The organism is Streptomyces vinaceus (genome assembly GCF_008704935.1).
In the GTDB taxonomy this organism is placed as follows: domain Bacteria; phylum Actinomycetota; class Actinomycetes; order Streptomycetales; family Streptomycetaceae; genus Streptomyces; species Streptomyces vinaceus.
In genome coordinates, this window is the sequence record NZ_CP023692.1 from 2,002,098 (window position 1) to 2,027,801 (window position 25,704).

22 protein-coding genes are annotated in these 25,704 nt (G+C 73.7%); 12 read left to right on the top strand and 10 right to left on the bottom strand.

What is annotated here, in order from left to right; genetic code table 11:
• Positions 1 to 11 precede the first annotated feature (11 nt).
• Positions 12 to 2,165, top strand: a complete 2,154-nt coding sequence (locus CP980_RS08670) for an endo-beta-N-acetylglucosaminidase (RefSeq protein ID WP_150527908.1) — start codon at positions 12 to 14, stop codon at positions 2,163 to 2,165.
• A 24-nt stretch (positions 2,166 to 2,189) separates the two neighbouring features.
• Here CP980_RS08670 and CP980_RS08675 read toward each other — a convergent pair whose 3' ends face one another.
• Positions 2,190 to 3,602 carry a sensor histidine kinase gene (locus CP980_RS08675; RefSeq protein WP_150527909.1) on the bottom strand — a complete coding sequence of 471 codons (1,413 nt, stop codon included), beginning with the start codon at positions 3,600 to 3,602 and terminating at the stop codon, positions 2,190 to 2,192.
• A gap of 12 nt (positions 3,603 to 3,614) precedes the next feature.
• The gene (locus CP980_RS08680; RefSeq protein WP_132759238.1) at positions 3,615 to 4,319 is read right to left on the bottom strand and encodes a response regulator transcription factor; all 705 of its coding nucleotides are present in this window, start codon (positions 4,317 to 4,319) and stop codon (positions 3,615 to 3,617) included.
• Between the two features lie 280 nt (positions 4,320 to 4,599).
• Between CP980_RS08680 and CP980_RS08685 the strand changes: the two genes are divergently transcribed.
• The 8 genes from CP980_RS08685 (at position 4,600) to CP980_RS08715 (ending at position 10,901) form a co-directional block, all read left to right on the top strand.
• A complete protein-coding gene (locus tag CP980_RS08685; protein ID WP_030859665.1) occupies positions 4,600 to 5,385 on the top strand; it encodes an amino acid ABC transporter ATP-binding protein in 786 nt (261 codons plus the stop codon).
• Between the two features lie 87 nt (positions 5,386 to 5,472).
• A complete protein-coding gene (locus CP980_RS08690; protein WP_150527910.1) occupies positions 5,473 to 6,327 on the top strand; it encodes a glutamate ABC transporter substrate-binding protein in 855 nt (284 codons plus the stop codon).
• Positions 6,328 to 6,410: 83 nt separating this feature from the next.
• Positions 6,411 to 7,085, top strand: coding sequence for an amino acid ABC transporter permease (locus CP980_RS08695; protein ID WP_150527911.1), 675 nt, complete (start codon positions 6,411 to 6,413; stop codon positions 7,083 to 7,085).
• Positions 7,082 to 7,975, top strand: a complete 894-nt coding sequence (locus tag CP980_RS08700) for an amino acid ABC transporter permease (protein WP_150527912.1) — start codon at positions 7,082 to 7,084, stop codon at positions 7,973 to 7,975. The genes CP980_RS08695 and CP980_RS08700 overlap by 4 nt, the downstream gene beginning before the upstream one ends.
• A gap of 181 nt (positions 7,976 to 8,156) precedes the next feature.
• Positions 8,157 to 9,755, top strand: a complete 1,599-nt coding sequence (locus CP980_RS08705) for an FAD-dependent monooxygenase (protein WP_150527913.1) — start codon at positions 8,157 to 8,159, stop codon at positions 9,753 to 9,755.
• Positions 9,756 to 9,788: 33 nt separating this feature from the next.
• Complete coding sequence (locus CP980_RS36545) at positions 9,789 to 9,875, top strand: putative leader peptide (RefSeq protein ID WP_311318651.1); 87 nt, start codon at positions 9,789 to 9,791, stop codon at positions 9,873 to 9,875.
• Positions 9,876 to 9,936: 61 nt separating this feature from the next.
• Positions 9,937 to 10,506, top strand: a complete 570-nt coding sequence (locus CP980_RS08710) for a cupin domain-containing protein (RefSeq protein ID WP_132759243.1) — start codon at positions 9,937 to 9,939, stop codon at positions 10,504 to 10,506.
• A complete protein-coding gene (locus tag CP980_RS08715) occupies positions 10,497 to 10,901 on the top strand; it encodes a rhodanese-like domain-containing protein (RefSeq protein ID WP_132759244.1) in 405 nt (134 codons plus the stop codon). Before CP980_RS08710 ends, CP980_RS08715 begins: the two co-directional genes overlap by 10 nt.
• Positions 10,902 to 10,960: 59 nt before the next feature.
• On the opposite strand, the gene CP980_RS08720 is transcribed toward CP980_RS08715, so the two are convergent.
• From CP980_RS08720 to recA, 3 genes are all read right to left on the bottom strand, one after another.
• Entirely contained in the window at positions 10,961 to 13,507 is a 2,547-nt protein-coding gene (locus tag CP980_RS08720) for an FtsX-like permease family protein (protein WP_150527914.1), read from the bottom strand.
• 105 nt (positions 13,508 to 13,612) lie between these two features.
• Entirely contained in the window at positions 13,613 to 14,281 is a 669-nt protein-coding gene (gene recX, locus CP980_RS08725; RefSeq protein ID WP_132759246.1) for a recombination regulator RecX, read from the bottom strand.
• Positions 14,282 to 14,284: 3 nt separating this feature from the next.
• The gene (gene recA, locus CP980_RS08730) at positions 14,285 to 15,394 is read right to left on the bottom strand and encodes a recombinase RecA (RefSeq protein ID WP_099889169.1); all 1,110 of its coding nucleotides are present in this window, start codon (positions 15,392 to 15,394) and stop codon (positions 14,285 to 14,287) included.
• Positions 15,395 to 15,597: 203 nt separating this feature from the next.
• Here recA and CP980_RS08735 point away from each other — a divergent pair, with 203 nt between their 5' ends.
• Positions 15,598 to 16,374, top strand: coding sequence for a Clp protease N-terminal domain-containing protein (locus tag CP980_RS08735; protein ID WP_150527915.1), 777 nt, complete (start codon positions 15,598 to 15,600; stop codon positions 16,372 to 16,374).
• Here CP980_RS08735 and CP980_RS08740 read toward each other — a convergent pair.
• Complete coding sequence (locus tag CP980_RS08740; RefSeq protein WP_189998955.1) at positions 16,310 to 17,422, bottom strand: AI-2E family transporter; 1,113 nt, start codon at positions 17,420 to 17,422, stop codon at positions 16,310 to 16,312. The genes CP980_RS08735 and CP980_RS08740 overlap by 65 nt on opposite strands.
• Positions 17,423 to 17,695: 273 nt before the next feature.
• Entirely contained in the window at positions 17,696 to 17,890 is a 195-nt protein-coding gene (locus CP980_RS08745; RefSeq protein ID WP_030301520.1) for a DUF3046 domain-containing protein, read from the bottom strand.
• Between the two features lie 82 nt (positions 17,891 to 17,972).
• Between CP980_RS08745 and CP980_RS08750 the strand changes: the two genes are divergently transcribed.
• A complete protein-coding gene (locus tag CP980_RS08750; protein ID WP_150527917.1) occupies positions 17,973 to 18,911 on the top strand; it encodes a hypothetical protein in 939 nt (312 codons plus the stop codon).
• 50 nt (positions 18,912 to 18,961) lie between these two features.
• Here CP980_RS08750 and CP980_RS08755 read toward each other — a convergent pair whose 3' ends face one another.
• From CP980_RS08755 to CP980_RS08765, 3 genes are all read right to left on the bottom strand, one after another.
• Entirely contained in the window at positions 18,962 to 19,270 is a 309-nt protein-coding gene (locus tag CP980_RS08755) for an AzlD domain-containing protein (RefSeq protein ID WP_099889173.1), read from the bottom strand.
• Entirely contained in the window at positions 19,267 to 19,965 is a 699-nt protein-coding gene (locus tag CP980_RS08760; protein WP_132759289.1) for an AzlC family ABC transporter permease, read from the bottom strand. Before CP980_RS08760 ends, CP980_RS08755 begins: the two co-directional genes overlap by 4 nt.
• 88 nt (positions 19,966 to 20,053) lie before the next feature.
• On the bottom strand, positions 20,054 to 20,917 hold the full coding sequence (locus CP980_RS08765; protein WP_132759250.1) for a helix-turn-helix transcriptional regulator: 864 nt from the start codon (positions 20,915 to 20,917) through the stop codon (positions 20,054 to 20,056).
• A gap of 80 nt (positions 20,918 to 20,997) precedes the next feature.
• Between CP980_RS08765 and CP980_RS08770 the strand changes: the two genes are divergently transcribed.
• The gene (locus CP980_RS08770) at positions 20,998 to 25,590 is read left to right on the top strand and encodes an ATP-dependent helicase (RefSeq protein WP_150527918.1); all 4,593 of its coding nucleotides are present in this window, start codon (positions 20,998 to 21,000) and stop codon (positions 25,588 to 25,590) included.
• Positions 25,591 to 25,704: the final 114 nt, after the last annotated feature.

Sequence of the window (25,704 nt, forward strand, 5' to 3'; positions counted from 1 at the left end):
AGGAGCCCCGCATGTCCGAGACCGGCCACGGCGCCGACCCTCGTACCGCCCGCCCGTTACGCCCGGCGCGCACGACGCCGCCGACCCGCCGCCACGTCCTCGCCGCGGGTGCCGGAGCGGGAGCTGCGGCACTGCTCTGCGGGATCGCAGCCGCCACCGAGGCGCAGGCCGCGCCGGCGCCCGGCCCCACCCCCGACGCGGCAGCCGTCCCCGACCTGGCCCCCTACGCCTCGTACTGGTTCCCCGACTCCCTCCCCCAGGGCGCCCCCGGACCCGGCGTCACCTGGCGCTCCCTCAAGCAGTGGACCCCCGAGTCCGATCCGGACCTCGCGTACAACACGGCGACCGTGCCGCTGGCGCCGCGCTTCACCCCCGTACCCCCGAACGCGGGCGCCCGCGCCGGCCAGGCCCGGATCTCCTCGCTCGTCTCGTTCGGGCCCACCGCCCGGAACCCCTCGCAGGGCTCCGCGACCGCCGACCACTACGCCCTCACCCACTGGGCGTACCTCGACGAGCTGGTGTTCTGGGGCGGTTCCTCCGGCGAGGGCGTCGTCCTCGCCCCGAACGCGCCCGTCGTCGACGCCGCCCACCGCCACGGCGTCCCGGTGCTCGGCAACGTCTTCCTGCCGCCCGTCGTGTACGGCGGCGACCTGCGGTGGACCCGCGACCTCGTCCAGCAGGACCCCCTCGGCCGGTTCCCGATCGCCGAGAAGCTGGTGCTGGTGGCGCGGACCTACGGGTTCGACGGCTGGTTCGTGAACGCCGAGACCGACGGCGGGGACAGCTCGCTCGCCGCGCGGATGCGGGCGTTCCTGCGCGCCCTGCGGGCGGCCGGCGCCCCGTACGGACTGCGGACCACCTGGTACGACGCCATGAACAGCACCGGCCGGGTCGGCTGGCAGGGCGCACTCAACGCGCTCAACCAGGAGTTCTTCGAGGACCGGGCGGGCCGCGTCTCGGACACGATGTTCGTCGACTTCCGCTGGACGCAGCAGTCCCTGGCCGCCTCCGGCGCGCTCGCCGACCGGCTGGGCCGTTCCCGCCACGAGCTGTGGGCGGCCCTCGACGTGGAGTCGGCCGGCTGGGACTCCGGCGTCCGCTGGGACGCGATCATCCCGCGCGACCGCGCCCACGTCGTCAGCTTCGGCTTCTACCGCCCCGAGTGGACGCGCAACCACCTCGCCGACCGCTCCCCCGGCGCCTTCCACCGCGCCGACGACCGGTTCTGGACGGGCGAGTCGCTCGACCCGGCCCACCCGGCCCCCGAGGGCACCTGGCGGGCGCCCGCCACCGCCGTCGCCGACCGGTCCACCGTCACCGCGCTGCCCTTCGCCTGCGCCTTCAACACCGGACACGGGGAGCGCTGGTACGAGGACGGCGAGGTCATCTCCGACACCCCGTGGAACCACCTCGGGCTCCAGGACCGGCTCCCGGGCCGGCGCTGGGCCGTCGAGACCTCCGGAGCGCGCCCCTGCGTCACGCTGGACTTCGCGAGGGCCTGGCGCGGCGGCTCCAGCCTCCTCGTGTCGGGCTCCCTGACCGCTCCGGCCGTCGTCGGACTGCACTGCACGCGGCTGCCGCTGACCGCCTCCACGGTGCTGGAGCTGGTGCACACGACCGGGTCGGGCACGGTCACCGTCGAGGTGGGCGTGGCCACGCGCGAGCCCGCCGCCCCGGGCAGGCCCGTCCCGTACACCTGGTTCAAGGCCCGAGCGGTCTCCGGCCGGGGCGCCTGGCACACCTCCCGGACCGGCCTCGGGGCCCTGGCGGGCAGGACCGCGTACGGGATCGCCGTACGGATCACCCCCGGCGGGAACGGAGCGGTGTCCTGGCGGCTCGGCGCCCTGTCGGTACGCGAGGACACCGCGCGGCGGCGCCCGGCGGCTCCGGACGCACTGACCGTCGACGCCTCGGCCCAGCAGGACGGCAGGGCCTCCGTACGGCTGTCCTGGCGCCGGGCAGCCGGTCCGGTCCGCCACCACGAGCTGTACCGCCTGCTGCCGGACGGCACCCGCCGCTTCCTCGGCGGCACCTGCGGCACGGCCCTGTACCTCCCGGCGGTGACCCGGTCCGGACAGGAGCCCGCGGCCGTCTTCGAGGTCCGGGCCGTGGACGAGCTGTACGCGACCTCCGCCCCGGCGGGCACCACGCTCCCCTGGAGCTGACGACCGCCCCGCGGGTCGCGGCCGTCAGGCCGTGTGCGGATCGCTGCGCGGGACGGCCACCGTCACCCGCAGCCCGTGCGGCGGGTTCTTCTCGTAGGCGAGGGACCCGCCGCCCGCGGCGAGCAGCGCCCGGGAGATCGACAGGCCGAGCCCGGAGCCCTTGACGTTCTGGTGGCGGCCGCTGCGCCAGAACCGGTCGCCGACGCGGAGCAGCTCCTCGTCGGTCAGCCCGGGCCCGCGGTCGGCGACGACGACGTGCACGAAGGGACCGGCCGCGCCGACCGACACCTCGACCTCCTCACCCTCGGGGGTGAACTTGAGGGCGTTGTCGATGACGGCGTCGAGCGCACTGGAGAGCGCGATCGGGTCGGCCCAGCCCGTCACGGCGGTCCGGCCCGTCTCCGTGAGGCGTACGCCCTTCTCCTCGGCGTACGGGCGCCAGGAGGCGACCCGTTCCGCGGTCAGCCCGCCGATGTCGGTGAGGCTGAGCTCGGCGGAGGTGTGCTCGGCCAGCGCCAGGTCCAGCAGGTCGTCCAGGACTTGGGTCAGGCGCTTGCCCTCGGCCCGCACGGAAGCGATCTCCTCGTTGCCCTCGGGCAGTTCGAGGGCGAGCAGCTCGATCCGCAGGAGCAGCGCCGCGAGCGGGTTGCGCAGCTGGTGCGAGGCGTCGGCGACGAACGCCCGCTGCTGCTCCAGGACCTCTTCCACGTTGTCGGCCATCTCGTTGAACGAATGGGCCAGGCGTTGGAGTTCCGGGGGTCCGCCGGCCGCCGCGACCCGGGAGTTCATCCGTCCGGTCGCGATGCCGTGGGCGGCCGCGTCGAGGGTCCGCACGGGCTTGAGCACCCAGCGGGTGAGCACCAGGGCGGCTCCGAACGCCACGAGCATCGCGGCGGCGAGCCCGGCGATGATGATCAGCCAGCCGTCCAGGATGCGGGCCCGCATCTGGTCGGTGGGCGACTCGGTCACGACGACCGCGACCACGTCGCCGTCGAGGACGACCGGCGAGGCGACGAGCAGCTTGCCGTGCGTCTGCCACGGCCACACCTGGGCGGGGTCGTGGCTGCGCCGCCCGGCGAGGGCCTCCTGGAAGGCGCGGCGGCCCTCGCCCGTCGCCGGTGCCTCCCACCAGCCGGGCGCGCGGGCCAGGGCGTTGTCGTCGCGCCGGTAGATGCCGACCCGGATCCCGTACAGCTCCTGGTATCGGGCCAGTTCCAGCTGGAGGGTCTCCAGGCGCTCGGTGGCGCCCGAGGAGTTGGAGCCCTCGGCGTCGATGACGAACTGGGCGAGGGCGGCGAAGCGGGCGCTGTCGTCGATCCGGTCGACGACCACCCGCTGCTGCTGCCCTGCGGCCAGGCTCACGGCGAGCGGGAAACCGAGGGCGAGCAGCACGCCCGCCATGAGGACGACGAGCAGGGGGAGCAGGCGGGCGCGCACGGCGGGGCCCCGCTAGGGCGCGGCCGGGGTGACGAGCCGGTAGCCCACCCCGCGGACGGTCTCGATGAGCGCGGGCATGCGCAGCTTGGAACGCAGCGAGGCGACGTGGACCTCCAGGGTCCGCCCGGTCCCCTCCCAGCTGGTGCGCCACACCTCGCTGATGATCTGCTCGCGCCGGAAGACGACGCCGGGGCGCTGCGCGAGCAGGGCCAGCAGGTCGAACTCCTTGCGGGTGAGCGGTACGTCGACGCCGTCCACGCTGACGCGGCGGGTGGGCAGTTCGATGCGGACCGGGCCGAGCCGGACCACGTCGGGGGCGCCCGCCCCGGTGGCGGCGGCCTCCTCGGAGGCGCCGGTGCGCCGGGCGACGGCGTGGATGCGTGCGAGGAGTTCACCCGTGTCGTACGGCTTGACGACGTAGTCGTCGGCGCCCATGTTGAGGCCGTGGATGCGGGAGCGCACGTCGCCGCGCGCCGTCACCATGATCACGGGCGTCGCGGTGCGCTTGCGGATCTTGCCGCACACCTCGTAGCCGTCCTGGTCGGGCAGTCCGAGGTCCAAGAGGACGACGCCGAAGGGGGGAGCTCCCGCCGGCAGCAGGGCCTGCAGGGCCTCCTCGCCGCTCCGGGCGTGGGTGACCTGGAAGCCGTGCCGGGCGAGGATCGCGGACAGGGCGGCGGCGACGTGGTCGTCGTCCTCGACGAGCAGCAGTCTCACGGCGTCCCCCTTTCCTCTTTCCCGTTGTCGTGATCAGGGCCCGCGGTCAGGGCCACCCTGCATCCACGCCGATGAAGAGGCCCACGTCAAGGGGGTTCCGCTCCGGCGCGTCTTCCGTTATGCACCCGGTACGGGCGGCGCCGCCCCGCAGCCGCGTCGCGCACGGAGCGTATCGGAGCGAGGCCGTTTCGTTATGCTCAATTCTCCCTCAGATGTGATGACGGTGTGCGCGCCACGTCACTACTGTCCTCCCAACCGAGGAGGACGGAGCAAGAAGCCGATGAGCGGAGTATCAGTGACCAAGGACGCGCAGGACGCGGCCCCGGCCGCGGACGACCTGGTCGTACTGAGCAACGTCAACAAGCACTTCGGCGCGCTGCACGTGCTTCAGGACATCGATCTGAGCATTGCCCGCGGTGAGGTCGTCGTCGTGATCGGTCCCTCGGGATCGGGCAAGTCCACGCTGTGCCGGACCATCAACCGCCTGGAGACGATCGACTCGGGCACCATCACGGTCGACGGCAAGGAACTGCCGTCGGAGGGACGGGAACTGGCCCGGCTCCGTGCCGACGTGGGCATGGTGTTCCAGTCCTTCAACCTGTTCGCGCACAAGACCGTGCTGCAGAACGTGATGCTCGGTCAGCTCAAGGTCCGCAAGACGGACTCGGCGGCCGCGCTCGAGAAGGCCAAGTCCCTGCTGGACCGGGTGGGCGTCGGCTCGCAGGCCGACAAGTACCCGGCGCAGCTGTCCGGCGGCCAGCAGCAGCGCGTGGCGATCGCCCGCGCGCTGGCGATGGACCCGAAGGTGATGCTGTTCGACGAGCCGACCTCGGCGCTCGACCCGGAGATGATCAACGAGGTGCTGGAGGTCATGCAGCAGCTCGCCCGGGAGGGCATGACGATGGTGGTGGTCACGCACGAGATGGGCTTCGCCCGGTCCGCGGCCAACCGCGTCGTCTTCATGGCCGACGGAAAGATCGTCGAAGAGGCCGCACCCGAGCAGTTCTTCAGCAACCCGCGCAGTGACCGTGCGAAGGACTTCCTTTCGAAGATCCTGCACCACTGACGGTCCTGTCTGGTAGTGATCCCCTGGCGGCTCGGAGCACGCGTGTCGCTCGTCGTCCAACAACGTCTCATCCGAGGGAAGTTCACCATGAAGGTTTTCAAGGCCGGTGCGGCCGCAGCCGTTGCCGCAGTCCTCGCCCTGACGGCGACCGCCTGCGGCGGCAGCAGCGACAAGGCGAGCAGTGACGGCGGCGCGTCCGGTGGCGCCAAGAAGGACAAGATCGTCATCGGCATCAAGTTCGACCAGCCGGGTCTCGGCCTCAAGACCCCGGACGGCAAGTTCACCGGCTTCGACGTGGACGTGGCGACGTACGTCGCCAAGGAGCTCGGCTACCAGCCCGACCAGATCGAGTTCAAGCAGGCCGTCAGCGCCGAACGCGAGAACCTGATCGCCAACGGCGACGTCAAGCTGGTCGTCGCGACCTACACGATCAACGACAAGCGCAAGGCGAAGGTCGACTTCGCCGGCCCGTACTTCCTGGCCCACCAGGACCTGCTGGTCCGCGCCGACGACACCTCGATCACCAAGGCCGAGGACCTGAACAAGAAGAAGCTCTGCTCGGTCACCGGCTCCACCTCGGCGCAGAACGTCAAGACCAAGCTGGCCCCCGAGGCGGACCTGCTGGAGCAGGGCGGCTACTCCGAGTGCCTGACCGGCCTGGAGAACAAGAAGCTCGACGCCCTGACCACGGACAACTCGATCCTGGCCGGCTACGCCGCGCAGGAGAAGAACAAGGGCAAGTTCAAGCTGGTCGGCCTGAAGCTGAGCGACGAGCCGTACGGCATCGGCCTGAAGAAGGGCGACAAGGACCTCCAGACGAAGGTCAACGCCGCCCTCAAGAAGATGGTCGAGGACGGCTCCTGGCAGAAGGCGGTGGACGCCAACCTCGGCCCCGCCAACTACAAGGCCGAGCCTGCCCCGCAGATCACCGAAGGCAGCTGATTCATCGGTGAGGGGTGCCGCCGCCCGCCTGCCACGGGCGGCGGCCCTCCTCACCGGCCATCCTGGGGAGAGCGCAGGGCAACGTGTTCGACTTTCTTAATTCCGGGCAGTACGACGTGCTCGGGGCCTTCTGGGTGACGGTTCAGCTCACCCTCTACTCAGCAGTCGGATCCCTGATCTGGGGCACCGTGCTGGCCGGGATGCGGGTCAGCCCGGTCCCGCTCATGCGGGCCTTCGGCACCGCGTATGTCGACATCGTGCGAAACACGCCACTGACCGTCATCATCATCGGCTGCTCGCTGGGCCTGAATCAGACCCTCGGCATCTCACTCGGCGGCGGCACGTTCAAGGAGATCGGCTTCCGGCTGGCGGTCCTGGGCTTCATCGCCTACACGGGCACGTTCGTCTGCGAGGCGCTGCGCTCGGGGATCAACACGGTCCCCGTCGGCCAGGCCGAAGCCGCCCGCGCGCTGGGCCTGAGCTTCTTCCAGGTGCTCACCCTGATCGTGCTCCCCCAGGCCTTCAGGGCGGTCATCGCGCCGCTCACCAACGTGCTGATCGCCCTGACGAAGAACACGACCGTGGCGGCGGCCATCGGCGTGGCCGAGGCAGCGCTGCTGATGAAGGAAATGATCGAGAACGAGCCGCAGGCGCTCTTCGCGGTCTTCGGCGTCTTCGCCCTCGGCTTCGTCCTGCTGACCCTGCCCACCGGCCTGCTCCTGGGCTGGGTGGCCAAGCGAGTGGCGGTGAAGCGATGAGCTCCGTGCTGTACGACACCCCGGGCCCCAAGGCCAGGGTGCGCAACTGGATCTACACCGCGGCCTTCCTGGTCGTGTTCGGGCTGGCCATGTGGTGGGTCCTCGCCATCATGGCGGAGAACCACCAGCTCGACGCCGCCAAGTGGAGCCCGTTCGTCACCGACGGCGAGATCTGGACCACCTTCCTGCTGCCGGGTCTCGGCGAGACGCTGAAGGCCGGCCTCATCGCCATGGTCATCGCGCTGCCGCTGGGTGCGCTGCTCGGCATCGGCCGGCTCTCGGACCACCGGTGGGTACGGATACCGGTGGGCGCCTGGGTCGAGTTCTTCCGCGCCATTCCGGTGCTGATGCTGATGCTGTTCGGCTCCGCGCTGTACGTGCGCTACAGCGCCGTCAGTTCCGAACTGCGGCCGCTGTACGCGGTGGTCACCGGCCTGGTCCTCTACAACTCGGCGGTCATCGCCGAGATCGTCGTGGCGGGCATCAAGTCGCTGCCGCGGGGCCAGACCGACGCGGCCAAGGCGATCGGCATGCGCAAGGGCCAGATCATGCAGCACGTCCTGATCCCGCAGGCCGTCACCGCCATGCTTCCCGCGCTGGTCAGCCAGCTCGTGGTGATCCTCAAGGACACCGCGATCGGCGGTGCGGTGCTGGGGCTGGGCGAGCTGCTGTCGATGAACCGGCAGATCTCGGCGAACTACAGCAACACCATCGCAACCCTCGTCGTGATCGCGCTGCTGTTCATCCTGGTGAACTTCGCCCTCACCAACACGGCCTCCTGGCTGGAGCGGCGGCTGCGGAAGTCGCAGAAGGGCACCGGCGCGGTCGTCGCCGGGGACGTGGCCGAGGTCGACGCGGGCGGCGCGGCGGGCGTGGGCCAGGCTCCCTGACGGGTCTTCCCCGGCTCGGGGCACTGACGCCCGGTCAGTACACTTGCGTGACACCTGTGGTGCGGCGGAACTCATCCGCCGCACCACACGGCGTTGGCGGGGCCGGGTGTCACTTGACGCAGGCACCTCCAGTGGGTTGCATTCGTTCTGTGATCACATACCGGACATCGGGAGCCGCATCATGGACCCGGTGATCGTCGTCGGCGCGGGGCCCGTCGGACTTTCGCTGGCGCTGGCCCTGGCCGGCTCGGGCGTGCCCAGCGTCGTGCTCGACGAGGGACCGGGCAAGGACCTGCCGCGCCCGGCCCGTACGGTCGTGCTGCACGCCGACACGGCCGCCATGGCGCAGCGCCTCGGCTGTACGACGCTGCGCGACGAGGGCGCGTACTACGCCGCATGGCGCACGATGCGGCGCGGCCGTGACACCCGGCGGACCACCTTCGAGGACGAGCCGGCCCCGCTGCACCTGCCGCAGCACGCCCTCGCGCGCGGGCTGCGCGACGCCGCGGGCACGCATCCGCTGGTCCAGCTGGTCACCGACAGCAAACTGGACTCCCTGGAGCAGGACGAGCGCGGGGTCACCGCGCACACCCGGGGCGCCGAAACCACCTGGTGGCGAGGGAGTTACCTGGTCGGCTGCGACGGGGCGCGCTCCACCGTGCGCAAGCTGCTCGGCATCCGCTTCCCCGGCCGCACCGCCGTCGAGCGGCACGCCGTGGCCGCGCTGCGCACCGAACTCCCCTGGCCCGGCGAGGCCCTGCTGCACCGCGACCCGCCGCGGGAGACCACCGCCCGGCCGCTGCCGGACGGGGTGTGGCGGCTGGACTGGCTGCTCCCGGCCCGTGGGGAGCTCGTCACCCCCGATGCGCTGGTGGCCCTCGTACGGGACGGCCTGGCGGTGTGGTGCGGGGGCAGCACTCCCCCGTACGACCTGCTCGACACCGGGGTCCACACGCTGCACCACCGGCTGGCCCGGCGCTGGCGCGACGGCCGCGCCTTCCTCGCCGGGGACGCCGCCCACCTGCTGGGCGCGCTCGGCACGCAGGGCGTCGAGGAGGGGCTCCGGGACGCCGAGAACCTGGCGTGGAAGCTCTCGCTCGCCTGGCACCAGGGCGCCTCCGAGGCCCTGCTCGACAGCTACGAGGACGAACGGCGCACGGCGGTCGCGGCCCGGCTGCGCGCCGCCGACCAGGCGATGCCGGTGCTCCGCGGCGGGGGCGGGCTGCGGACCCTGCTGCCCGGTTCCGCCCGCGCCGGCGAACTGCTGCTCACCGACGGCCACCTGGGGCGGGGCCCGCTCGGCGCGCAGCCCTCGTACGCCCCGCCGGTGGCCGTGCGCGAGGTGCCGACGGACACCGATCCGGGCGGCCCCGTCGCGAACGTCCCGGTGACCGCGCCCGACGGGTCGACGGTGCCGCTGCGCGACCTGCTGGGGCGGGGCCGGCTGCTGGTGGTCCTCGTCGCCCCGGGCACCGGGGTCTGGGACCGGCGGCACTGGCTGGGCGCCGGGCTGATGCCGCGGCTCGCGGCAGCGGTGAGCGCGCTGCCGGCCCGTACGGAACTGCTGGTCGCGGACGGCTACCCGGGGGCGCCGGCCCACACCGTCCTGCTGGTCCGGCCGGACGGGCACCTGGCCGCGACCTTCGCGGGCGTACGGCCGGCCGAGCTGTACGAGGCGGCGGACGCGCTCCGGTGCGGGGCGCCCGAAGGCGCTCGTGCGGCGCTCGATCCCGCGCCGACGGCGCCCACGGCCCCGACACATCCAGCCGTGATCGATTGACCGTCCTCCGGTCCGCGTGCTTCACTCGCGGGCATGACCGGCAATGACGTACGCCTGTGGCGGAGGGTCCATATGGACCTGCTCCGCTATGCGGGCTGCGTGTGTCGCCCTTCCTGCTGATTCGCCTTCCCCCGCGCGCTCCGCGCGCACTTTCGCGAACCCCCAGGACGGTCACGCCCCCATGTCTGCGCCCCTTGCCCCCAGTGCATCCACTGCGCCCCTCGCACCTCCGCACGCCCCCGTACGCGCCGCCGCGCCCCCGGTGACGGCGGCGGACCTCCTCGACTTCGCCCTGCGCACCGCCGCCGACCCGGCGGTCATCGACTCCCTCCCCCTCGACCCCGAGGGCCGGACCTGGATCCGCCTCGACGGGCCGGGCGGCAGCGAGGCCTGGGTGATCGGCTGGCCGCCGGGCACCGGCACCGGCTGGCACGACCACGCCGAGTCGCAGGGCGCGTTCGCCACCGCCCGGGGCAGGCTGAAGGAGCACTCGCTGGCGGTCCGGCTCCCCTCCGAGGGCTGGCGGAGCCTGGAACTCGCCCCGGACCTCGACCGCAGCCGCAGCCTGGGCGCGGGGACGGGGCGGGCGTTCGGCGAGCACCACGTCCACGAGGTGCTCAACGAGTCGGAGTCGGAGCACGCGGTCTCGGTGCACGCGTACTACCCGCCGCTGCCCCTGATCCGCCGTTTCAGCCGCACCGGTCAGGTGCTCACGCTGGAGCAGGTCGAGCGTCCGGCGGACTGGCAGTGAGCGCCCCGACCGGCATCGACGCCCTGCTGGAGCAGGTCCGCTCGACGTACGCGCGGATCGGCCCGGCGCAGGCGTACGAGGCGTTCCGCGCCGGCGACGCGCTGCTGGTGGACATTCGGTACCAGGCGCTGCGCGAGCGGGACGGCCTGATCCCGGGGGCGCTGGTGGTGGAGCGCAACGAGCTGGAATGGCGCCTGGATCCCCAGGGCTCCCACCGCGCCCCCGAAGCCACCTCGCACGACCTGCGGGTGGTGGTGATCTGCAACGAGGGCTACGCCTCCTCACTGGCGGCGGCCTCCCTCCACGCGCTCGGCCTGCACCGGGCCACGGACCTGACGGGCGGGTTCCAGGCCTGGAAGTCCGCCGGCCTCCCGGTGAGTCCGTCCGGCGCCTGAGGACCCGGCCCGGGCCCCGCCGCTTCCGCGGTGGGGCCCCGGCGTCCGGCGGCGGGCCGCTACCGCGAGGTGGCCACCTCGACCGGCGGCACCCGCAGCGCGAGGCGCCCCGGCAGGGCGGTCGCGGCCGTCGCCAGCAGCCCCGCCACGCCCACCACCCCCACGTACACCACCGGCAGCACCGCCGGCGCGGCCGTCCCGGTCATCCCCACGCTGAAAGCGGTCAGCACGGCCAGCGCGATCCCCGAGCCCAGCACCGCCCCGATCAGCACCACGCCCACCGCCTCCATCCGCAGCATCCGCAGCACCTGCCGTCGCTTGGCGCCCGCCAGCCTCAGCATCGCGAACTCCCGCAGCCGTTCGGACGTGGACATCGCCAGGGTGTTGACCACCGCGATCGCGGTGAACGCGAGGACCAGCCCCATCGCCAGCAGGTTGATCTCGGCCCCCGCCTGCTGCCGCTGCGCCCGCACCTCGTCCGCGTCCCGCGCCGACAGCACGCCGACCCCCGGGAACCCCGCGACCGCCGCGGCCAGCCGCTCCCGCCCGGTGCCCGGCTCCGCCGCCACCAGCACGCTGCTCGCGAGCGGGTTGTCCACGTGCGCCGCGACGAGATCGTGCGACAGCGTCAGGTCCCCGAAGCCCAGCCCCCGCGCGTACACGGCAGCGACGGTCAGCGTGACGCGGGTCCCGTCCCCCAGCGCGAGTTCCAGCGGGCTCCCCGGCTTCAGCCCCAGCTGATCGGCGGCCAGTTCGCTCACCGCCACGCTCCGCTCGCCGAACCCGTCCAGGTTCCCGCTCGTCACACCGGGGTCCCAGGTCCGGGTCAGCCCGGCCGGGGTGACCCCCTGCGCCCCGTACTTCGTCAGCCCCACCCGCACGGACGTGTGCACGATCTCGGTGGCCGCCGTGACCCCGGGCGTGCGGCGGATCCGTTCCGCGGCCGCACCGGTGACGCCCGGGCCCTGCGCGGCCAGCACCCAGCCGGCCCGGACCCCGTCACGGGCCTGCGCGCGGGCGGCGTCGCCCAGGGTCGGCGTGATGAACAGGACGGTGCAGGTCATGCCGATCAGCAGGGTGAGCGGGGTGACGGCGGAGGCCATCCGGGTGGCGTTGCCGCGCAGGTTCGCGGTGGCCAGGTATCCGCCCGGGCCGGCCAGCCGCAGCGGCCCGGCGAGCACCGCCGTCGCGGCGCGGACCAGCAGCGGGCCGAGCAGCGAGACCGCCGCGGCGAAGACCACGACCGCGAGGAAGGTCACCGGGGTCGACGCCGGCTCGCTGCGCAGCGCGCTGAGTACGGCGACCAGCACCACCCCGCCGGCCAGCAGCAGCACACCGATCGCGATCCGGATCCACGCGGGGCGCCCCCGCTCGACAGCGGCTTCGGCGAGCGCCTCGGCCGGACGGATCCGGGCGATCCGCCGCCCGGTGATCCGCGCCGCGGCCCAGGCTCCGAGCAGGCTCGCTCCGACGGCGGCGAACATCGGGAAGATCCCGGCGGTGCGCTCCAGGTTGGCCGGGACGACCCCGCTCGCGACGAACCGGCCGTGCAGCCAGGCCGCGAGCGGGAGTCCGGCGAGCGCCCCCGCCACACCGGCGGCCAGGCCCACGAGCAGGGCCTCGCTGCCGATCATGCGGCGCAGCTGCCCGGGCGTGGCGGCGATGGCCCGCAGCAGGGCGAGTTCGCGGTAGCGCTGCTGGACGGAGAGGGCGAAGGTGCCGACGACCACGAGGATGGCGACGAGGAGCGCGGTGCCGCCCATGGCCCCGCCCATGGAGACGAGCTTGATGCGTGCGCCGGCCGCGTCCAGGAACTCCACCGGCCCGCGGGCGTCACCGACGGCGACCTGCGCGCCGCCGCCCTGACCCTGGAGCGCCTTCCCGATGCGCCCGGCCAGCTCCACGGGGTCGGTCCCGGGCGCCGGGAGCACCCCGATGGCGGTGACCCGTCCGTCTCGGGCGGCCAGCCGCTGCGCCTCGGCGTCGCCGAAGAACAGCGCGTTCTGCCGGGTGAGGTCGCCGCGGGCACTGTGCGCGATCCCGCTGACGGTGTACGTCCTGGGCTCGCCGGTGGCCTGCACGGTGAGCGGGGCGCCGGTCTTCAGCCCCGTACGGGCGGCCAGTTCGCGGTCGACGACGACCTCGCCGTCGCTCTGGGGGGCGCGGCCCTCGGTGAGCGTGAAGGGGGTGAGCGCCGCGGAGGTCCAGGCGTGCCCGTACGAGGGCTTCGCGCCGCCCGGGGCGTTGACCAGCGGGACGGCCTGGAAGCTGAGCTCCGGCACGGCCCGCCCGACGCCCGGTACGGACCTGACCGTCTCCACGGTGGCGGCGGGGAGCCAGGCCCGTTCGGCGACGGGCTTGGCCTTGTGCTTCGTCTTGGACGTGCCCTTCTTCTCCTTGACCGTGGTCTGGTGCACGTTCTGGTCGGCGGAGACGACGACCGGCGTGGCCGCGTAGCGCTCGGTGGCGATCTTTCCGCGGAGTCCGGTTTCCAGGAGCGTGCCGCAGGCGGTGACGAGGGCGGCCGCACACAGCAGTGCGACGAAGGCGCCGAGGAAGCCGGCCTTGCGGTCCCTGACGGTCTGGAGGGCGTAACGCAGCATCATGCGGCCAACTCTGCCGCCGGGCCCGGTGGTTGGCAGTGAAGCACCCCGGCGTCTCGGCCCGGGGGCTATCCCCACCCCCCGGGCCCGCGGCGCGGAGGGCGGTGCTCAGAACCCCGGGTACCCCGGCTCGTCTTCGTCCGCGCCCTCGGCGCCTTCTTGTTCCAGGGCGCGCCGGACCACCCGCAGGGCCATGCCCTCCGGGTACCCCTTGCGGGCGAGCATCCCGGCGAGGCGCCGGATCCGCTTGTCCCGCTCCAGGCCCCGGGTGGCGCGGAGCTTGCGCTCCACGAGCTCCCGGGCGGTCTGCTCCTCCTGGTCGGAGTCCAGCTGCTCCAGGGCTTCCTGGACGAGGGTGGCGTGCACCCCCTTGGTGCGCAGCTCCTGCGCGAGCGCCCGGCGGGCGAGGCCCCGGCCGCGGTGCCGGGACTCGACCCAGGCCCCGGCGAACGCGGCGTCGTCGATCAGGCCCACCTCCTCGTACCGGGAGAGGACCTCCTGCGACACCTCCTCGGGGATGCCCCGCTTCTCCAGGGCGTCCGCGAGCTGCCGCCGGGTGCGCGGCATCCCGGTGAGCAGACGCAGGCAGATCGCCCGCGCCTGCTCCTCGGGACTCTGGGGCGGCAGTTCCTGGCGGGCCTCCCGGCCGCCGTCACGACGGCCTTCGAGGCCGTCTTCGCGACGACCCTCCCGACCGTCCTCACGACGGCTTGTGCGACCGCCTCCGCGACGGCCCTCCCGGCCGCCGCTCCCGCCGTCCCTTTCCTGCTCCCGCACGGGTCAGCTCTTGGCGACGGCGGCCTTCGCCGTCGTCTTGGCCTTCGAGGCGGGGGCGGGCACGGCCGCGGCGTCGGCGGCAGGCGCAGCGGCGGCCGACTCGTCGGCGGCGTCCTTGCGCACGCCCACGCCCAGCTTCTCCTTGATCTTCCGCTCGATCTCGTTGGCGAGGTCGGGGTTGTCCTTCAGGAAGTTGCGGGCGTTCTCCTTGCCCTGGCCGAGCTGGTCGCCCTCGTACGTGTACCAGGCGCCGGCCTTGCGCACGAAGCCGTGCTCCACGCCCATGTCGATCAGACCGCCCTCGCGGCTGATGCCCTGGCCGTAGAGGATGTCGAACTCGGCCTGCTTGAACGGGGGCGCGACCTTGTTCTTGACGACCTTGACGCGGGTGCGGTTGCCGACCGCTTCCGTGCCGTCCTTGAGGGTCTCGATGCGGCGGATGTCGAGGCGCACGGAGGCGTAGAACTTCAGCGCGCGGCCACCGGTGGTGGTCTCCGGCGAGCCGAACATCACACCGATCTTCTCGCGGAGCTGGTTGATGAAGATCGCGGTGGTCTTGGACTGGTTGAGCGCACCGGTGATCTTCCGGAGCGCCTGGCTCATCAGCCGGGCCTGGAGACCCACGTGCGAGTCGCCCATCTCGCCCTCGATCTCCGCACGCGGCACGAGCGCGGCGACGGAGTCGATGACGATGAGGTCGAGGGCGCCGGAGCGGACCAGCATGTCCACGATCTCCAGCGCCTGCTCGCCGGTGTCCGGCTGCGACAGGATGAGGTTGTCGGTGTCGACGCCGAGGGCCTTCGCGTACTCGGGGTCGAGCGCGTGCTCGGCGTCCACGAAGGCGACGGTGCCGCCGGCCTTCTGCGCGTTGGCCACGGCGTGCAGGGTCAGGGTCGTCTTACCGGAGGACTCCGGGCCGTACACCTCGATCACACGGCCGCGGGGCAGCCCGCCGACGCCGAGCGCGATGTCCAGCGCGGTCGACCCGGTCGGGATGACCTCGATGGGGTCGTTCGGCTTGTCGCCGAGGCGCATGACCGCACCCTTGCCGAATTGCCGTTCAATCTGTGCGAGCGCGGCGTCGAGAGCCTTCTCGCGGTCGGTGCCTGCCATGGGTTCCACCCGGTTTGCTTGAGTCGATCGCTTCACGCCATTGACGCTAACGCCTGCCACTGACAATGCGCTTCCACGCCCGTTTCGGCTGTGGATAACTCATCAGAATGGATGTTCGATTTCCCTGTCAAGCGGGCTCGCCGGACACCGAACTGACAACCCAAGGTTGACACCCTTCCGACTGTCAACCTAGGGTTGCATCCATGACGAACCCTTCCGTGGAACCCGTTCGCATGACCAACCCGGTACGCCTCGACGACCTGATCGAGGCCATCAAGAAGGTCCACACCGACACCCTGGAGCAGCTCAGCGGCGCCGTCGTCGTCGCCGAGTCGCTCGGCGACGTCGCCGACCACCTCATCGGCCACTTCGTGGACCAGGCCCGCCGCTCCGGCGCCTCCTGGACCGACATCGGCCGCAGCATGGGCGTCACCCGCCAGGCCGCCCAGAAGCGCTTCGTCCCCAAGGCCGACAAGGAGGGCGAGGGCGGCATGGACCCCAGCCAGGGGTTCGGCCGCTTCACACCGCGCGCCCGCAACGTCGTCGTCACCGCGCAGAACGAGGCCCGCTCCGGCGGCCACACCGAGATCCGCACCGAGCACCTCGTCCTCGGCCTGCTCGCCGAGCCGGAGGGCCTCGCCGCGCTCGCCCTGCGCGCCCAGCACGTCTCGGAGCAGGACGTGCGCGCCGCCGCTACCGCCGCCCTGCCCCCGGCCGCCACCGGGGAGCTCCCCGCCCTCATCCCCTTCGACGCGTCCGCCAAGAAGGCCCTGGAGCTCACCTTCCGCGAGGCCCTGCGCCTGGGCCACAACTACGTCGGCACCGAGCACGTCCTGCTCGCCCTCCTCGAACTCGAGAACGGCGAGGGCCTCTTCAGCGGCCTCGGCGTCGACAAGGGCGCCGCCGAGGCGACCGTCAACGAGGCCCTGGCAGCGTTCCTCGACGAATCCGAGGCCGGGGGCGGGGCCGAGAAGGAGTAGCCGCCTCCCCGGCCGCCCGCTCGGTCAGCTCGTACCGCTTCACGTACGCGCCGAGGAAGGCCTGCAGCGTGGCGACGGCCGGGATCGCGATGAGCGCTCCGACCGCGCCCAGCAGGGCCGTGCCCGCGATGACGGACCCGAAGGCCACCGCCGGGTGGATGTCGACCGTCCTGGAGGTCAGCTTCGGCTGCAGGACGTAGTTCTCGAACTGCTGGTAGATCACCACGAACCCGAGGACGTACAGCGCGTACCAGGGCGAGTCCGGGAAGGCGATCAGCATCGGCAGCGCGCCCGCCAGGTAGGTGCCGATGGTGGGGATGAACTGGGAGACCAGCCCCACCCACACCGCGAGGGCGGGCGCGTACGGCACGTCGAGCACCGCGAAGACGACGTAGTGGGCGAGGCCGGAGACCAGGGCCATCAGCCCGCGCGAGTACAGGTAGCCGCCCGTCTTGGCCACGGCGATCTCCCAGGCGCGCAGCACCTCCGACTGCTTCGCGGGGGGCAGTACGGAGCACAGCGCGCGCCGCAGCCGCGGCCCGTCGGCGGCGAAGTAGAAGGAGAACAGCCCCACCGTCAGCAGCCGGAAGAGCCCGCCGAGCACCGTGGCGGACACGTCGAGCACGCCGGTCGCGCTGTTCTGCACGTACTTCTGGAGCCAGTCGGAGTGCAGCAGGCTGTCCTGGATCTCCAGCCGGGACAGCTTGGTGTGGAAGGTGGTGTTGATCGTTCCGATCACCGAGTCGAGGTAGCGGGGGAAGCCCTCCACCATGTCGACGATCTGCCCGGCGAGCATCGAGCCGAGCAGGACGACGAAGCCCGCGCCGGCGACGAAGACGCCCAGGAACACCAGGAAGGTGGCGAGCCCGCGGCGCATGCCGCGCGCCGCCATCCGGGACACGGCGGGTTCGACCGCGAGCGCGAGGAAGAACGCGATCAGGATGTTGACGAGCAGCCCGGTCAGCTGGTGGAAGGCCCAGCTGCCGAGCTGGAAGCAGGCGATGAGGGCGAGTACGAGGACGACGGCGCGCGGCAGCCAGCGCGGCATCCGGGCGCCGGCCCCCGCCGCCGGTGCGGCGCCCGCGCCGGGAGGGGCCGCGGCTCCGGCGGGCTCTGCGGCCCCGTCCGCCCCGGTGGTGTCGGTCCTCGTCCCGGACGACCCGGACGTCCCTGACGTCTGGGTCATCCCTGACGTCTCTGTAGTCCCTGACGTCTGTGTCGTCTGTGTCGTGCCGGTCGTCGTCACGGTCGTCTCATCGCTGGCTGCCACGCCGACCAGTCTGTCCCACCCGTCCCGCATACGCGGAAACGGCCGCCGGCGTCAGCGCAGCGAGGCGGGCACGTCCATCGCCGCGCACACGGCGCGCCACACGTCCTTGGCCTCCCAGCCCGCCTCCAGCGCCTGGTGGACGGTGCGTCCGCCGAGCTCCGTCATGACGTGGTCCCGCGCGAAGGAGTCCGCGTAGCCCGCGCCGAAGTGCTCGGCCATCCGCTCCCAGAAAATCGTCAACCGCATGCCCCCAGTATCCCGCCCCGGGAGAGTGCACCGGCGCCGTTCGCCCCCCGCCCGCGCCGCGGGGCGCCCTACGGTTTCCCGCATGCCTGGAGACGACGCTTCCTCGCCGGCGCCACCGCACTCATCGACCCCGCTGGCCCGCGCCGAGCGGTTCATCTGGCTCACGGCCCGGGTCCTGGAGCAGCGGCGGTTCGCGTTCCACTTCCTCGGCGGAGAGGCCGACGCGGTGGACACCGCCCTCGGCTCGTACCTCAACGCCGACGGCGGCTACGGCCACGCCCTCGATCCGGACCTGCGCGGCCCGCTCAGCCATCCGCTGCACACCGCCCACGCCCTGCGGATCCTGGACGGCCTGGGCCGCTGCGCCGGGCAGCGGATCGAGCGGCTCTGCCGCCACCTGACCCGGGTCTCCACCGCGGACGGCGCCCTCCCGGTGGTCCTCCCGGCCCCGCACGGCTACCCCGGAGCGCCGTACCACCCGGTGTACGACGATCCGCCGGGCGCGCTGCTGACCACGGGGCCGGTGGTCGGCGTACTGCACCGCAACCGGATCTGGCACGCGTGGCTGTTCCGGGCCACCGACTTCTGCTGGGAGCGGGTCGAGAACCTGCGCCGCGCGGACCCGTACGAGGTCCAGAGCGCCGTGGCCTTCCTCGACGGCGCCCCCGACCGGGCGCGGGCGGTGGCCGCCGCGGACCGGCTGGGGCGGCTCGTACGGGAGCAGCGGCTGGTGGTGCTCGACCCGCGCCGGCGCCGCGAGTACCCGCCGTACCCCGGCTGCGCGCCGGGCGAGCAGCTGTTCCCGCACGACGTGGCCCGGCGGCCGGAGTCGCTGGCGCGCGGCTGGTTCACCGACGAGGAGCTGCGGCGCTCGCTGGACTTCCTGGCCGCCGGGCAGCAGCAGGACGGCGGCTGGCCGGTACGGCGCCTCGCGTGGGCGCCGGGCAGTTCGCTGGAGCGGCGCCCGATCGCGACCCTGGAGGCCCTGCTGACCCTGCGCGCGTACGGCCGCCCGCTGTGACCGCCCGGGTCCGCACGACACGGCCGCACGACCCGGCCGCACCACACGGCCTAGCCGCCCAGGGCCCGGACCCCCGCGGTGACGACCACCGCGGCGGCGACCACGAGCAGGAACGGCGCCCGCAGCAGCAGGGCGAGCCCGGCGGCGGCCAGCCCGGCGGCGCGGGCGTCGAGGACGAGCTCGTGCCCGGTGCTGAAGGTCTGCTGGGCGGTGAGCGCGGCGAGCAGCGCGACGGGCAGCAGGGCGGCGAGCCGGCGCACCGCCGGCCGCTCCAGTGCCCCGGCCGGCACGAGCAGCCCGGCCAGCTTGACGGCGTAGCAGCCCACGACGGTGAGTGCGATGGCGATCCAGACGTTCACGAGCGGCGTCCCTTCAGCCAGAGGACCGCGGGGGCGGCGAGGGCGGCGACGAGCACCGGCAGCCCGGCGGGGAGAACGGGCAGCAGGCCCAGCCCGAGGACGAGGGCGAGCGCGGCGACGGCCCGCTCGGTGGCGGTCTTCAGCATCGGCGCGAGCAGGGCCAGGAAGACGGCCGGTCCGGCGGCGTCCAGCCCCCAGGCGGAGGTGTCCCCGAGGGCCTCGGCGCCGAGGGCGCCGAGCAGGGTGGTGAGGTTCCACAGGAGGTACAGGCTCAGGCCGGTCACGGTGAACCCGAGCCGCGCCGACCTGCGGTCCGGCTGGGCCAGCGCCACGGCGGTGGTCTCGTCGATCACCCAGTGGGCGGCGAACGGCCGCAGGGCCTTGGGCAGGGCGAGCAGCTGTGACAGCCGCAGCCCGTAGAAGGCGTTCCGCGTACCGAGGAAGAAGGCCCCGGCCGCCGCGGTGAACGGGTTGCCGCCCGCGGCCACCGCTCCCACCAGGGCGAACTGCGAGGCCCCGGTGAACACGAGCAGGCTCAGCACGCAGGCCTGGAGCACGCTGATCCCGGCTCCGGCGGCGGTGACCCCGAACGCGAACCCCGACAGCCCGACGGCCACGCCGACGCCGAGCGCGTCGCGCACGACGGCCGCCCGGGTCCGCTCCCCGACTCCGCCGGGGCTCTCCTGTCTCACCATCTGTCGTTCTGCCACCCCGCGACCGTACGCAGCCTGCCCCGGCCGGGTCTTGTACGTTCTTGCACGCCGGAGGGGGCGCGGGGTGGGATCAGCCGGCCGCCGGGGGCCGGCCGCCCGACCGCCCGCGGCGGTACGCGCCCGGGGTGACCCCCACGATGCGGGTGAAGTGGCGGTTCAGGTGGGGCTGGTCCGTGAAGCCGACGGCCACGGCCGCCTCCGCCGGCGCCGTGCCCGCGTCCAGCAGGGTCCGGGCCCGGCGGACGCGGGCGTCGGTGAGCCAGGTGTGCGGCGGCATCCCGTACCGCGCGCGGAAGGCGCGCAGCAGGGCGAACGGGCTGGTCTCCAGCTCCGCGGCGAGCTGTTCCAGCGAGGGCGGGCGCGCCATCCGCTCCAGGAGCACCGCCCGGGCCGCCGCCGCGTCGACCGCGCCGGCGCCGCGGACCGTACGGGCGGGCAGCGGCCCGGCGTGCCGGGTCAGCATCCGCGCCACCGCCCCGCGCAGCAGCGTGTCGGCGGCGAGCGCGTTGCCCTCCTCGGCGGCCCGGTGCACTTCGGTGATCACGTACGAGGTCTGCGGATCGGTCACCGAGTCGGCGGTGAAACCGGGGGTCCCGCGCAGGCTGCCGATCTCCGCGGCCACCTCCGCGATCAGCTCCCGCGAGGGGTAGAGGGTCGCGTACGCCCAGCCCTGGGGGACCCCGGCGCGCGCGGTGTGCGGCACCTCGGGGTTGATCAGGACCACGCTGCCCGGCCCGGCCCGGACGATGCCGCCGGGCAGGCCTACCTCCTCGATGCCGCCGGTGACGGCCGCGATGACGTACCCGTCGTGGGCGTGGCGCGGGAAGGTGTGGTGCACGTAGTGGGCGCGCAGCAGGTCCAGGCCGGGCAGTTCCGCGTACTGCCAGTGCCGGGCCCACTCCCGCTCGACCGACTCCTGCGCCCCGTCCGCCATGCCCCCATTCTGCGCCCCGCCCGGCCCGGGCGTTTGCCCAGGTCCGGGCCGTTGTCGGTGCCCGGGTGCAGGATGGGGGCATGGCCGGCTCCGCGCTCGATGCGTTCTCCCCCGCGACCCGCTCCTGGTTCACGGGGGCCTTCGTGCAACCCACCTCCGCGCAGGAGGGCGCCTGGCGGGCCATCCGGGAGGGCTCCGACGTGCTCGTGGTGGCGCCGACCGGCTCCGGCAAGACGCTGGCCGCCTTCCTCGCCGCCCTCGACCAGCTCGCCTCCACCCCGCCGCCCGCCGAGCCGAAGAAGCGCTGCCGGGTGCTGTACGTGTCCCCGCTGAAGGCCCTCGCCGTCGACGTCGAGCGCAATCTGCGCAGCCCCCTGACCGGGATCCGCCAGGAGTCGGTCCGCCTGGGTCTGCCCGAGCCGGAGATCCGGGTCGGGATCCGCTCCGGGGACACCCCGCCGGCGGAGCGGCGGGCGCTGGCCACCCGGCCGCCGGACATCCTGATCACCACGCCCGAGTCGCTGTTCCTGATGCTGACTTCGGCGACGCGCGACGCGCTGGCCGGGATCGAGACGGTGATCCTGGACGAGGTGCACGCGGTCGCGGGGACCAAGCGCGGGGCGCACCTGGCCCTGTCCCTGGAGCGGCTGGACGAGCTGCTGCCCCGCCCGGCCCGCCGGATCGGGCTGTCGGCGACGGTCCGGCCGGTGGACGAGGTGGCCCGCTATCTCGCGCCGCGCGGCAAGGTGGAGATCGTCCAGCCGCCCTCGGCGAAGGAGTTCGACCTGTCGGTGGTCGTCCCGGTGCAGGACATGGGCGAGTTGGGCGGCTCGCCGGCCACCGAGGGGCGGGAGGGCGGGGACAAGCCCTCGATCTGGCCGCATGTGGAGGAGCGGATCGCCGATCTCGTCCAGGCCCACCGCTCCACGATCGTGTTCGCCAACTCCCGCCGCCTCGCCGAGCGGCTGTGCAACCGGCTGAACGAGATCGCGTACGAGCGCGCCACGGGCGAGCAGCTCGCCGAGGGGGCTGCGCCGCCGGCCGAGATCATGGCCCAGTCGGGGGCCGCCCAGGGCGCCCCGCCGCTGCTGGCGCGGGCGCACCACGGCTCGGTCTCCAAGGAGCAGCGTGCACTGGTGGAGGAGGACCTGAAGGCGGGGCGGCTGCCCGCCGTCGTCGCCACCTCCAGTCTGGAACTGGGCATCGACATGGGCGCGGTGGACCTGGTGGTGCAGGTGGAGTCGCCGCCCTCGGTGGCCTCCGGGCTCCAGCGCGTGGGCCGCGCCGGGCACCAGGTGGGCGCCGTCTCCACGGGGGTCGTGTTCCCCAAGTACCGCGGGGACCTGGTCCAGGCGGCCGTGGTCACCGAGCGGATGCGCACCGGTTCGATCGAGTCGCTGCGCATCCCGTCGAACCCGCTGGACGTGCTCGCGCAGCAGCTGGTCGCGATGACCGCGATGGACACCTGGCAGCTGGACGAGCTGCTGGCCCTCGTACGGCGGGCGGCGCCGTTCGCGGCGCTGCCGGAGTCGGCGTTCACGGCGGTGCTGGACATGCTGGCGGGCCGGTATCCCTCCGACGCGTTCGCGGAGCTCAGACCGCGGGTCGTCTGGGACCGGGTGGCGGGGACGGTCACCGGCCGGCCGGGGGCGCAGCGCCTCGCGGTCACCTCCGGCGGCACCATCCCCGACCGGGGCCTGTTCGGGGTGTTCCTCGCGGGCGCCGATCCGAAGAAGGGCGGGGGCCGGGTCGGCGAGCTCGACGAGGAGATGGTCTACGAGTCCCGCGTGGGGGACGTGTTCACGCTGGGGACGACCTCCTGGCGGATCGAGGACATCACCCGCGACCGGGTCCTGGTCTCGCCCGCCCCCGGTGTCCCGGGCCGGCTGCCGTTCTGGAAGGGCGACCAGCTGGGCCGGCCCCTCGAACTGGGCCGGGCGGTGGGCGCGTTCCTGCGCGAGCTCGGCGGCCTGGCCGAGGAGGACGCCCGGCTGCGCCTGGTGGCGGCGGGCCTGGACGCCTGGGCCGCCGAGAACGTGCTCGCGTACCTCGCGGAGCAGCGCGAGGCCTGCGGTCACGTCCCGGACGACCGGACGATCGTGGTGGAGCGGTTCCGTGACGAGCTGGGCGACTGGCGGGTGGTGGTCCACTCCCCCTTCGGCGCCCAGGTGCACGCCCCCTGGGCGCTCGCCCTCGGTGCCCGCCTCGGCGAGAAGTACGGGATGGACGCGCAGGTCATGCACGCCGACGACGGGATCGTGCTCCGGCTGCCCGATGCGGACCTGCTCTCCATGGACCTCCTGGACCACGACCCCGCGGCCTCCCGCGCCTTCGAGTTCGACGACGAGCAGGCCCCGCTGGGCGCCGCGGACGTCGCCTTCGACCAGGGCGAGATCAACCAGATCGTCACCGACCAGGTCGGCGGCTCCGCCCTGTTCGCCTCCCGGTTCCGCGAGTGCGCGGCGCGCGCCCTGCTGCTGCCGCGCCGCAGTCCCGGCAAGCGGACCCCGCTGTGGCAGCAGCGCCAGCGCGCCTCCCAACTGCTCCAGGTGGCTTCCGAGTTCGGTTCGTTCCCGATCGTGCTGGAAGCCGTACGGGAATGCCTCCAGGACGTCTTCGACGTGCCGGGTCTGACGGAGCTGATGGGGGACATCGAGTCGCGCCGGGTCCGCCTGGTCGAGGTCACCACCCCCGAGCCGTCCCCCTTCGCCCGCTCCCTGTTGTTCGGGTACGTGGCCCAGTTCCTGTACGAGGGGGACTCGCCGCTCGCCGAGCGCAGGGCGGCCGCGCTCTCGCTGGACTCCCGCCTGCTGGCGGAGCTGCTGGGCCAGGCGGAGCTGCGCGAGCTGCTCGACGCGGAGGTACTGGAGGAGCTGGAGCGGGAGCTCCAGTGGCGGACGGAGGACCGGCGGGCCAAGGACGCCGAGTCGGTGGCGGACCTGCTGCGCCTGCTCGGCCCGCTGACCACGGACGAGCTCGCCGAGCGCGGCGCCGATCCGGCCTGGCCGCAGGAGCTGGCCCGGGCCCGCCGGGCCATCGCGGTCCGCATCGGCGGCGCGGACCACTGGGCGGCGATCGAGGACGCGGGCCGGCTGCGCGACGCGCTGGGCACGGCGCTCCCGGTCGGGGTCCCGGAGGCGTTCACCGAGCCCGTCAAGGACCCGCTCGGGGACCTCCTCGCCCGCTACGCCCGCACCCACGGGCCGTTCACCACGGCCGCCGTCGCCGCCCGTTTCGGCCTGGGGGCGGCGGTGACCGAGGGGGCCCTGCACCGGCTCGCGGCGGCCGGCCGGGTGGTGCAGGGCGAGTTCCACCCGGCCGGCATCGGCCAGGAGTGGTGCGACGCGACCGTGCTGCGCAGGCTGCGCCGCCGCTCGCTGGCGGCGCTGCGCCAGGAGCTGGAGCCGGTCCCGCCGACCTCCCTGGCCACCTTCCTGCCGCAGTGGCAGCACCTGGGCGGCGCCCTGCGCGGCATCGACGGCCTGGCCAGGGCGATCGAGCAGCTCCAGGGCGCCCCGGTGCCCGCCTCGGCGCTGGAGCGGCTGATCCTCCCCTCGCGGGTCTCGGGGTACTCCCCGACCCTGCTGGACGAGCTCACCACCAGCGGGGAGGTGGTCTGGGCGGGCGCCGGGGCCCTCCCGGGCAAGGACGGCTGGGTCTCGCTCTACCTGGCGGACGCGGCCCCGCTGCTGCTGCCCCCGCCGCACCCGCTGGAGCTGACTCCGCTTCACCAGTCGCTCCTCGACACCCTGTCCGGCGGGTACGGGCTGTTCTTCCGCCAGCTCGCGGAGATCGTGCGCGCCAAGTGGTCCGAGGCCACCGACCTCGAACTGTCCGAGGCCGTCTGGGACCTGGCCTGGTCGGGCCGGCTCACCAATGACACGCTCTCCCCGCTGCGCTCCCTGCTCGGTTCGGGCCGTACGGCGGGCGCCACCGCCCACCGGGCCCGGCGCACCGTCCCGCGCGGCCGGTACGGGACGCTCAGCGCCCAGGTGTCCCGCCCGGGCCCGCCCACGGTCTCCGGCCGTTGGTCGCTGCTGCCCACCCGGGCCCCCGACCCCACCCACCGGGCGCACGCGCTGGCCCGGACCCTGCTGGACCGGCACGGGGTGGTCACGCGGGGCGCGGTGGCCGCCGAGGGCGTGGAGGGCGGCTTCAGCGCGGTGTACCGGATCCTGTCGGCCTTCGAGGACAGCGGGCAGGCCCGGCGCGGCTATGTGGTGGAGGGCCTGGGCGCGGCCCAGTTCGCGATGGACGGGGCGGTGGACCGGCTGCGCTCGGCCGAGCGGAATCCGCCCCCGCTGGCGGCGGTGGTCCTGGCGGCCGCCGACCCGGCGAACGCGTACGGGGCGGCCCTGCCCTGGCCGGAGCCCCCGGCCGGGGCCGCGCACAAGCCGGGCCGCAAGGCGGGCTCGCTGGTGGTGCTGGTCGACGGGGAGCTCGTCCTGTACGTGGAGCGGGGCGGCAAGACGCTGCTGGCCTGGCCCCCGGCGGAGGATCCCCGGCTCGCGGCGGCCACCGCGGCCCTGGCGGCGGCCGCCCGGACCGGCACGCTCCCTGCGCTCACGGTGGAGCGGATCAACGCCGCCCCCGCGCTGACCTCCCCGCTGGGTCCGGTCCTGGAGGCGGCCGGCTTCCACGCCACCCCTCGGGGGCTGCGCATGCGCTCGTGAATCCGGTGCGGGGATCCTGTGACGGAATCCGGCAGTCCGGTCTCGACCATCCCGCTTATGTTGCGCTTATGTCTTGAGCACGTCACGAAGCCCTTCTCGGCTGGCACCCCCGCC

What these genes read in the sequence shown, in the direction of transcription:
- CP980_RS08765 (WP_132759250.1), bottom strand. Translation starts at nt 20,917, where the DNA reads ATGGCGGACGGGGCGCAGGAGTCGGTCGAGCGGGAGTGGGCCCGGCAC.
- CP980_RS08705 (WP_150527913.1), top strand. Translation starts at nt 8,157, where the DNA reads ATGGACCCGGTGATCGTCGTCGGCGCGGGGCCCGTCGGACTTTCGCTG.
- CP980_RS08750 (WP_150527917.1), top strand. Translation starts at nt 17,973, where the DNA reads ATGCCTGGAGACGACGCTTCCTCGCCGGCGCCACCGCACTCATCGACC.
- CP980_RS08670 (WP_150527908.1), top strand. Translation starts at nt 12, where the DNA reads ATGTCCGAGACCGGCCACGGCGCCGACCCTCGTACCGCCCGCCCGTTA.
- recA (WP_099889169.1), bottom strand. Translation starts at nt 15,394, where the DNA reads ATGGCAGGCACCGACCGCGAGAAGGCTCTCGACGCCGCGCTCGCACAG.
- CP980_RS08690 (WP_150527910.1), top strand. Translation starts at nt 5,473, where the DNA reads ATGAAGGTTTTCAAGGCCGGTGCGGCCGCAGCCGTTGCCGCAGTCCTC.
- CP980_RS08700 (WP_150527912.1), top strand. Translation starts at nt 7,082, where the DNA reads ATGAGCTCCGTGCTGTACGACACCCCGGGCCCCAAGGCCAGGGTGCGC.
- CP980_RS08770 (WP_150527918.1), top strand. Translation starts at nt 20,998, where the DNA reads ATGGCCGGCTCCGCGCTCGATGCGTTCTCCCCCGCGACCCGCTCCTGG.
- CP980_RS36545 (WP_311318651.1), top strand. Translation starts at nt 9,789, where the DNA reads ATGACCGGCAATGACGTACGCCTGTGGCGGAGGGTCCATATGGACCTG.
- CP980_RS08685 (WP_030859665.1), top strand. Translation starts at nt 4,600, where the DNA reads ATGAGCGGAGTATCAGTGACCAAGGACGCGCAGGACGCGGCCCCGGCC.
- CP980_RS08735 (WP_150527915.1), top strand. Translation starts at nt 15,598, where the DNA reads ATGACGAACCCTTCCGTGGAACCCGTTCGCATGACCAACCCGGTACGC.
- CP980_RS08720 (WP_150527914.1), bottom strand. Translation starts at nt 13,507, where the DNA reads ATGATGCTGCGTTACGCCCTCCAGACCGTCAGGGACCGCAAGGCCGGC.
- CP980_RS08745 (WP_030301520.1), bottom strand. Translation starts at nt 17,890, where the DNA reads ATGCGGTTGACGATTTTCTGGGAGCGGATGGCCGAGCACTTCGGCGCG.
- CP980_RS08740 (WP_189998955.1), bottom strand. Translation starts at nt 17,422, where the DNA reads ATGCCGCGCTGGCTGCCGCGCGCCGTCGTCCTCGTACTCGCCCTCATC.
- CP980_RS08760 (WP_132759289.1), bottom strand. Translation starts at nt 19,965, where the DNA reads ATGGTGAGACAGGAGAGCCCCGGCGGAGTCGGGGAGCGGACCCGGGCG.
- CP980_RS08710 (WP_132759243.1), top strand. Translation starts at nt 9,937, where the DNA reads ATGTCTGCGCCCCTTGCCCCCAGTGCATCCACTGCGCCCCTCGCACCT.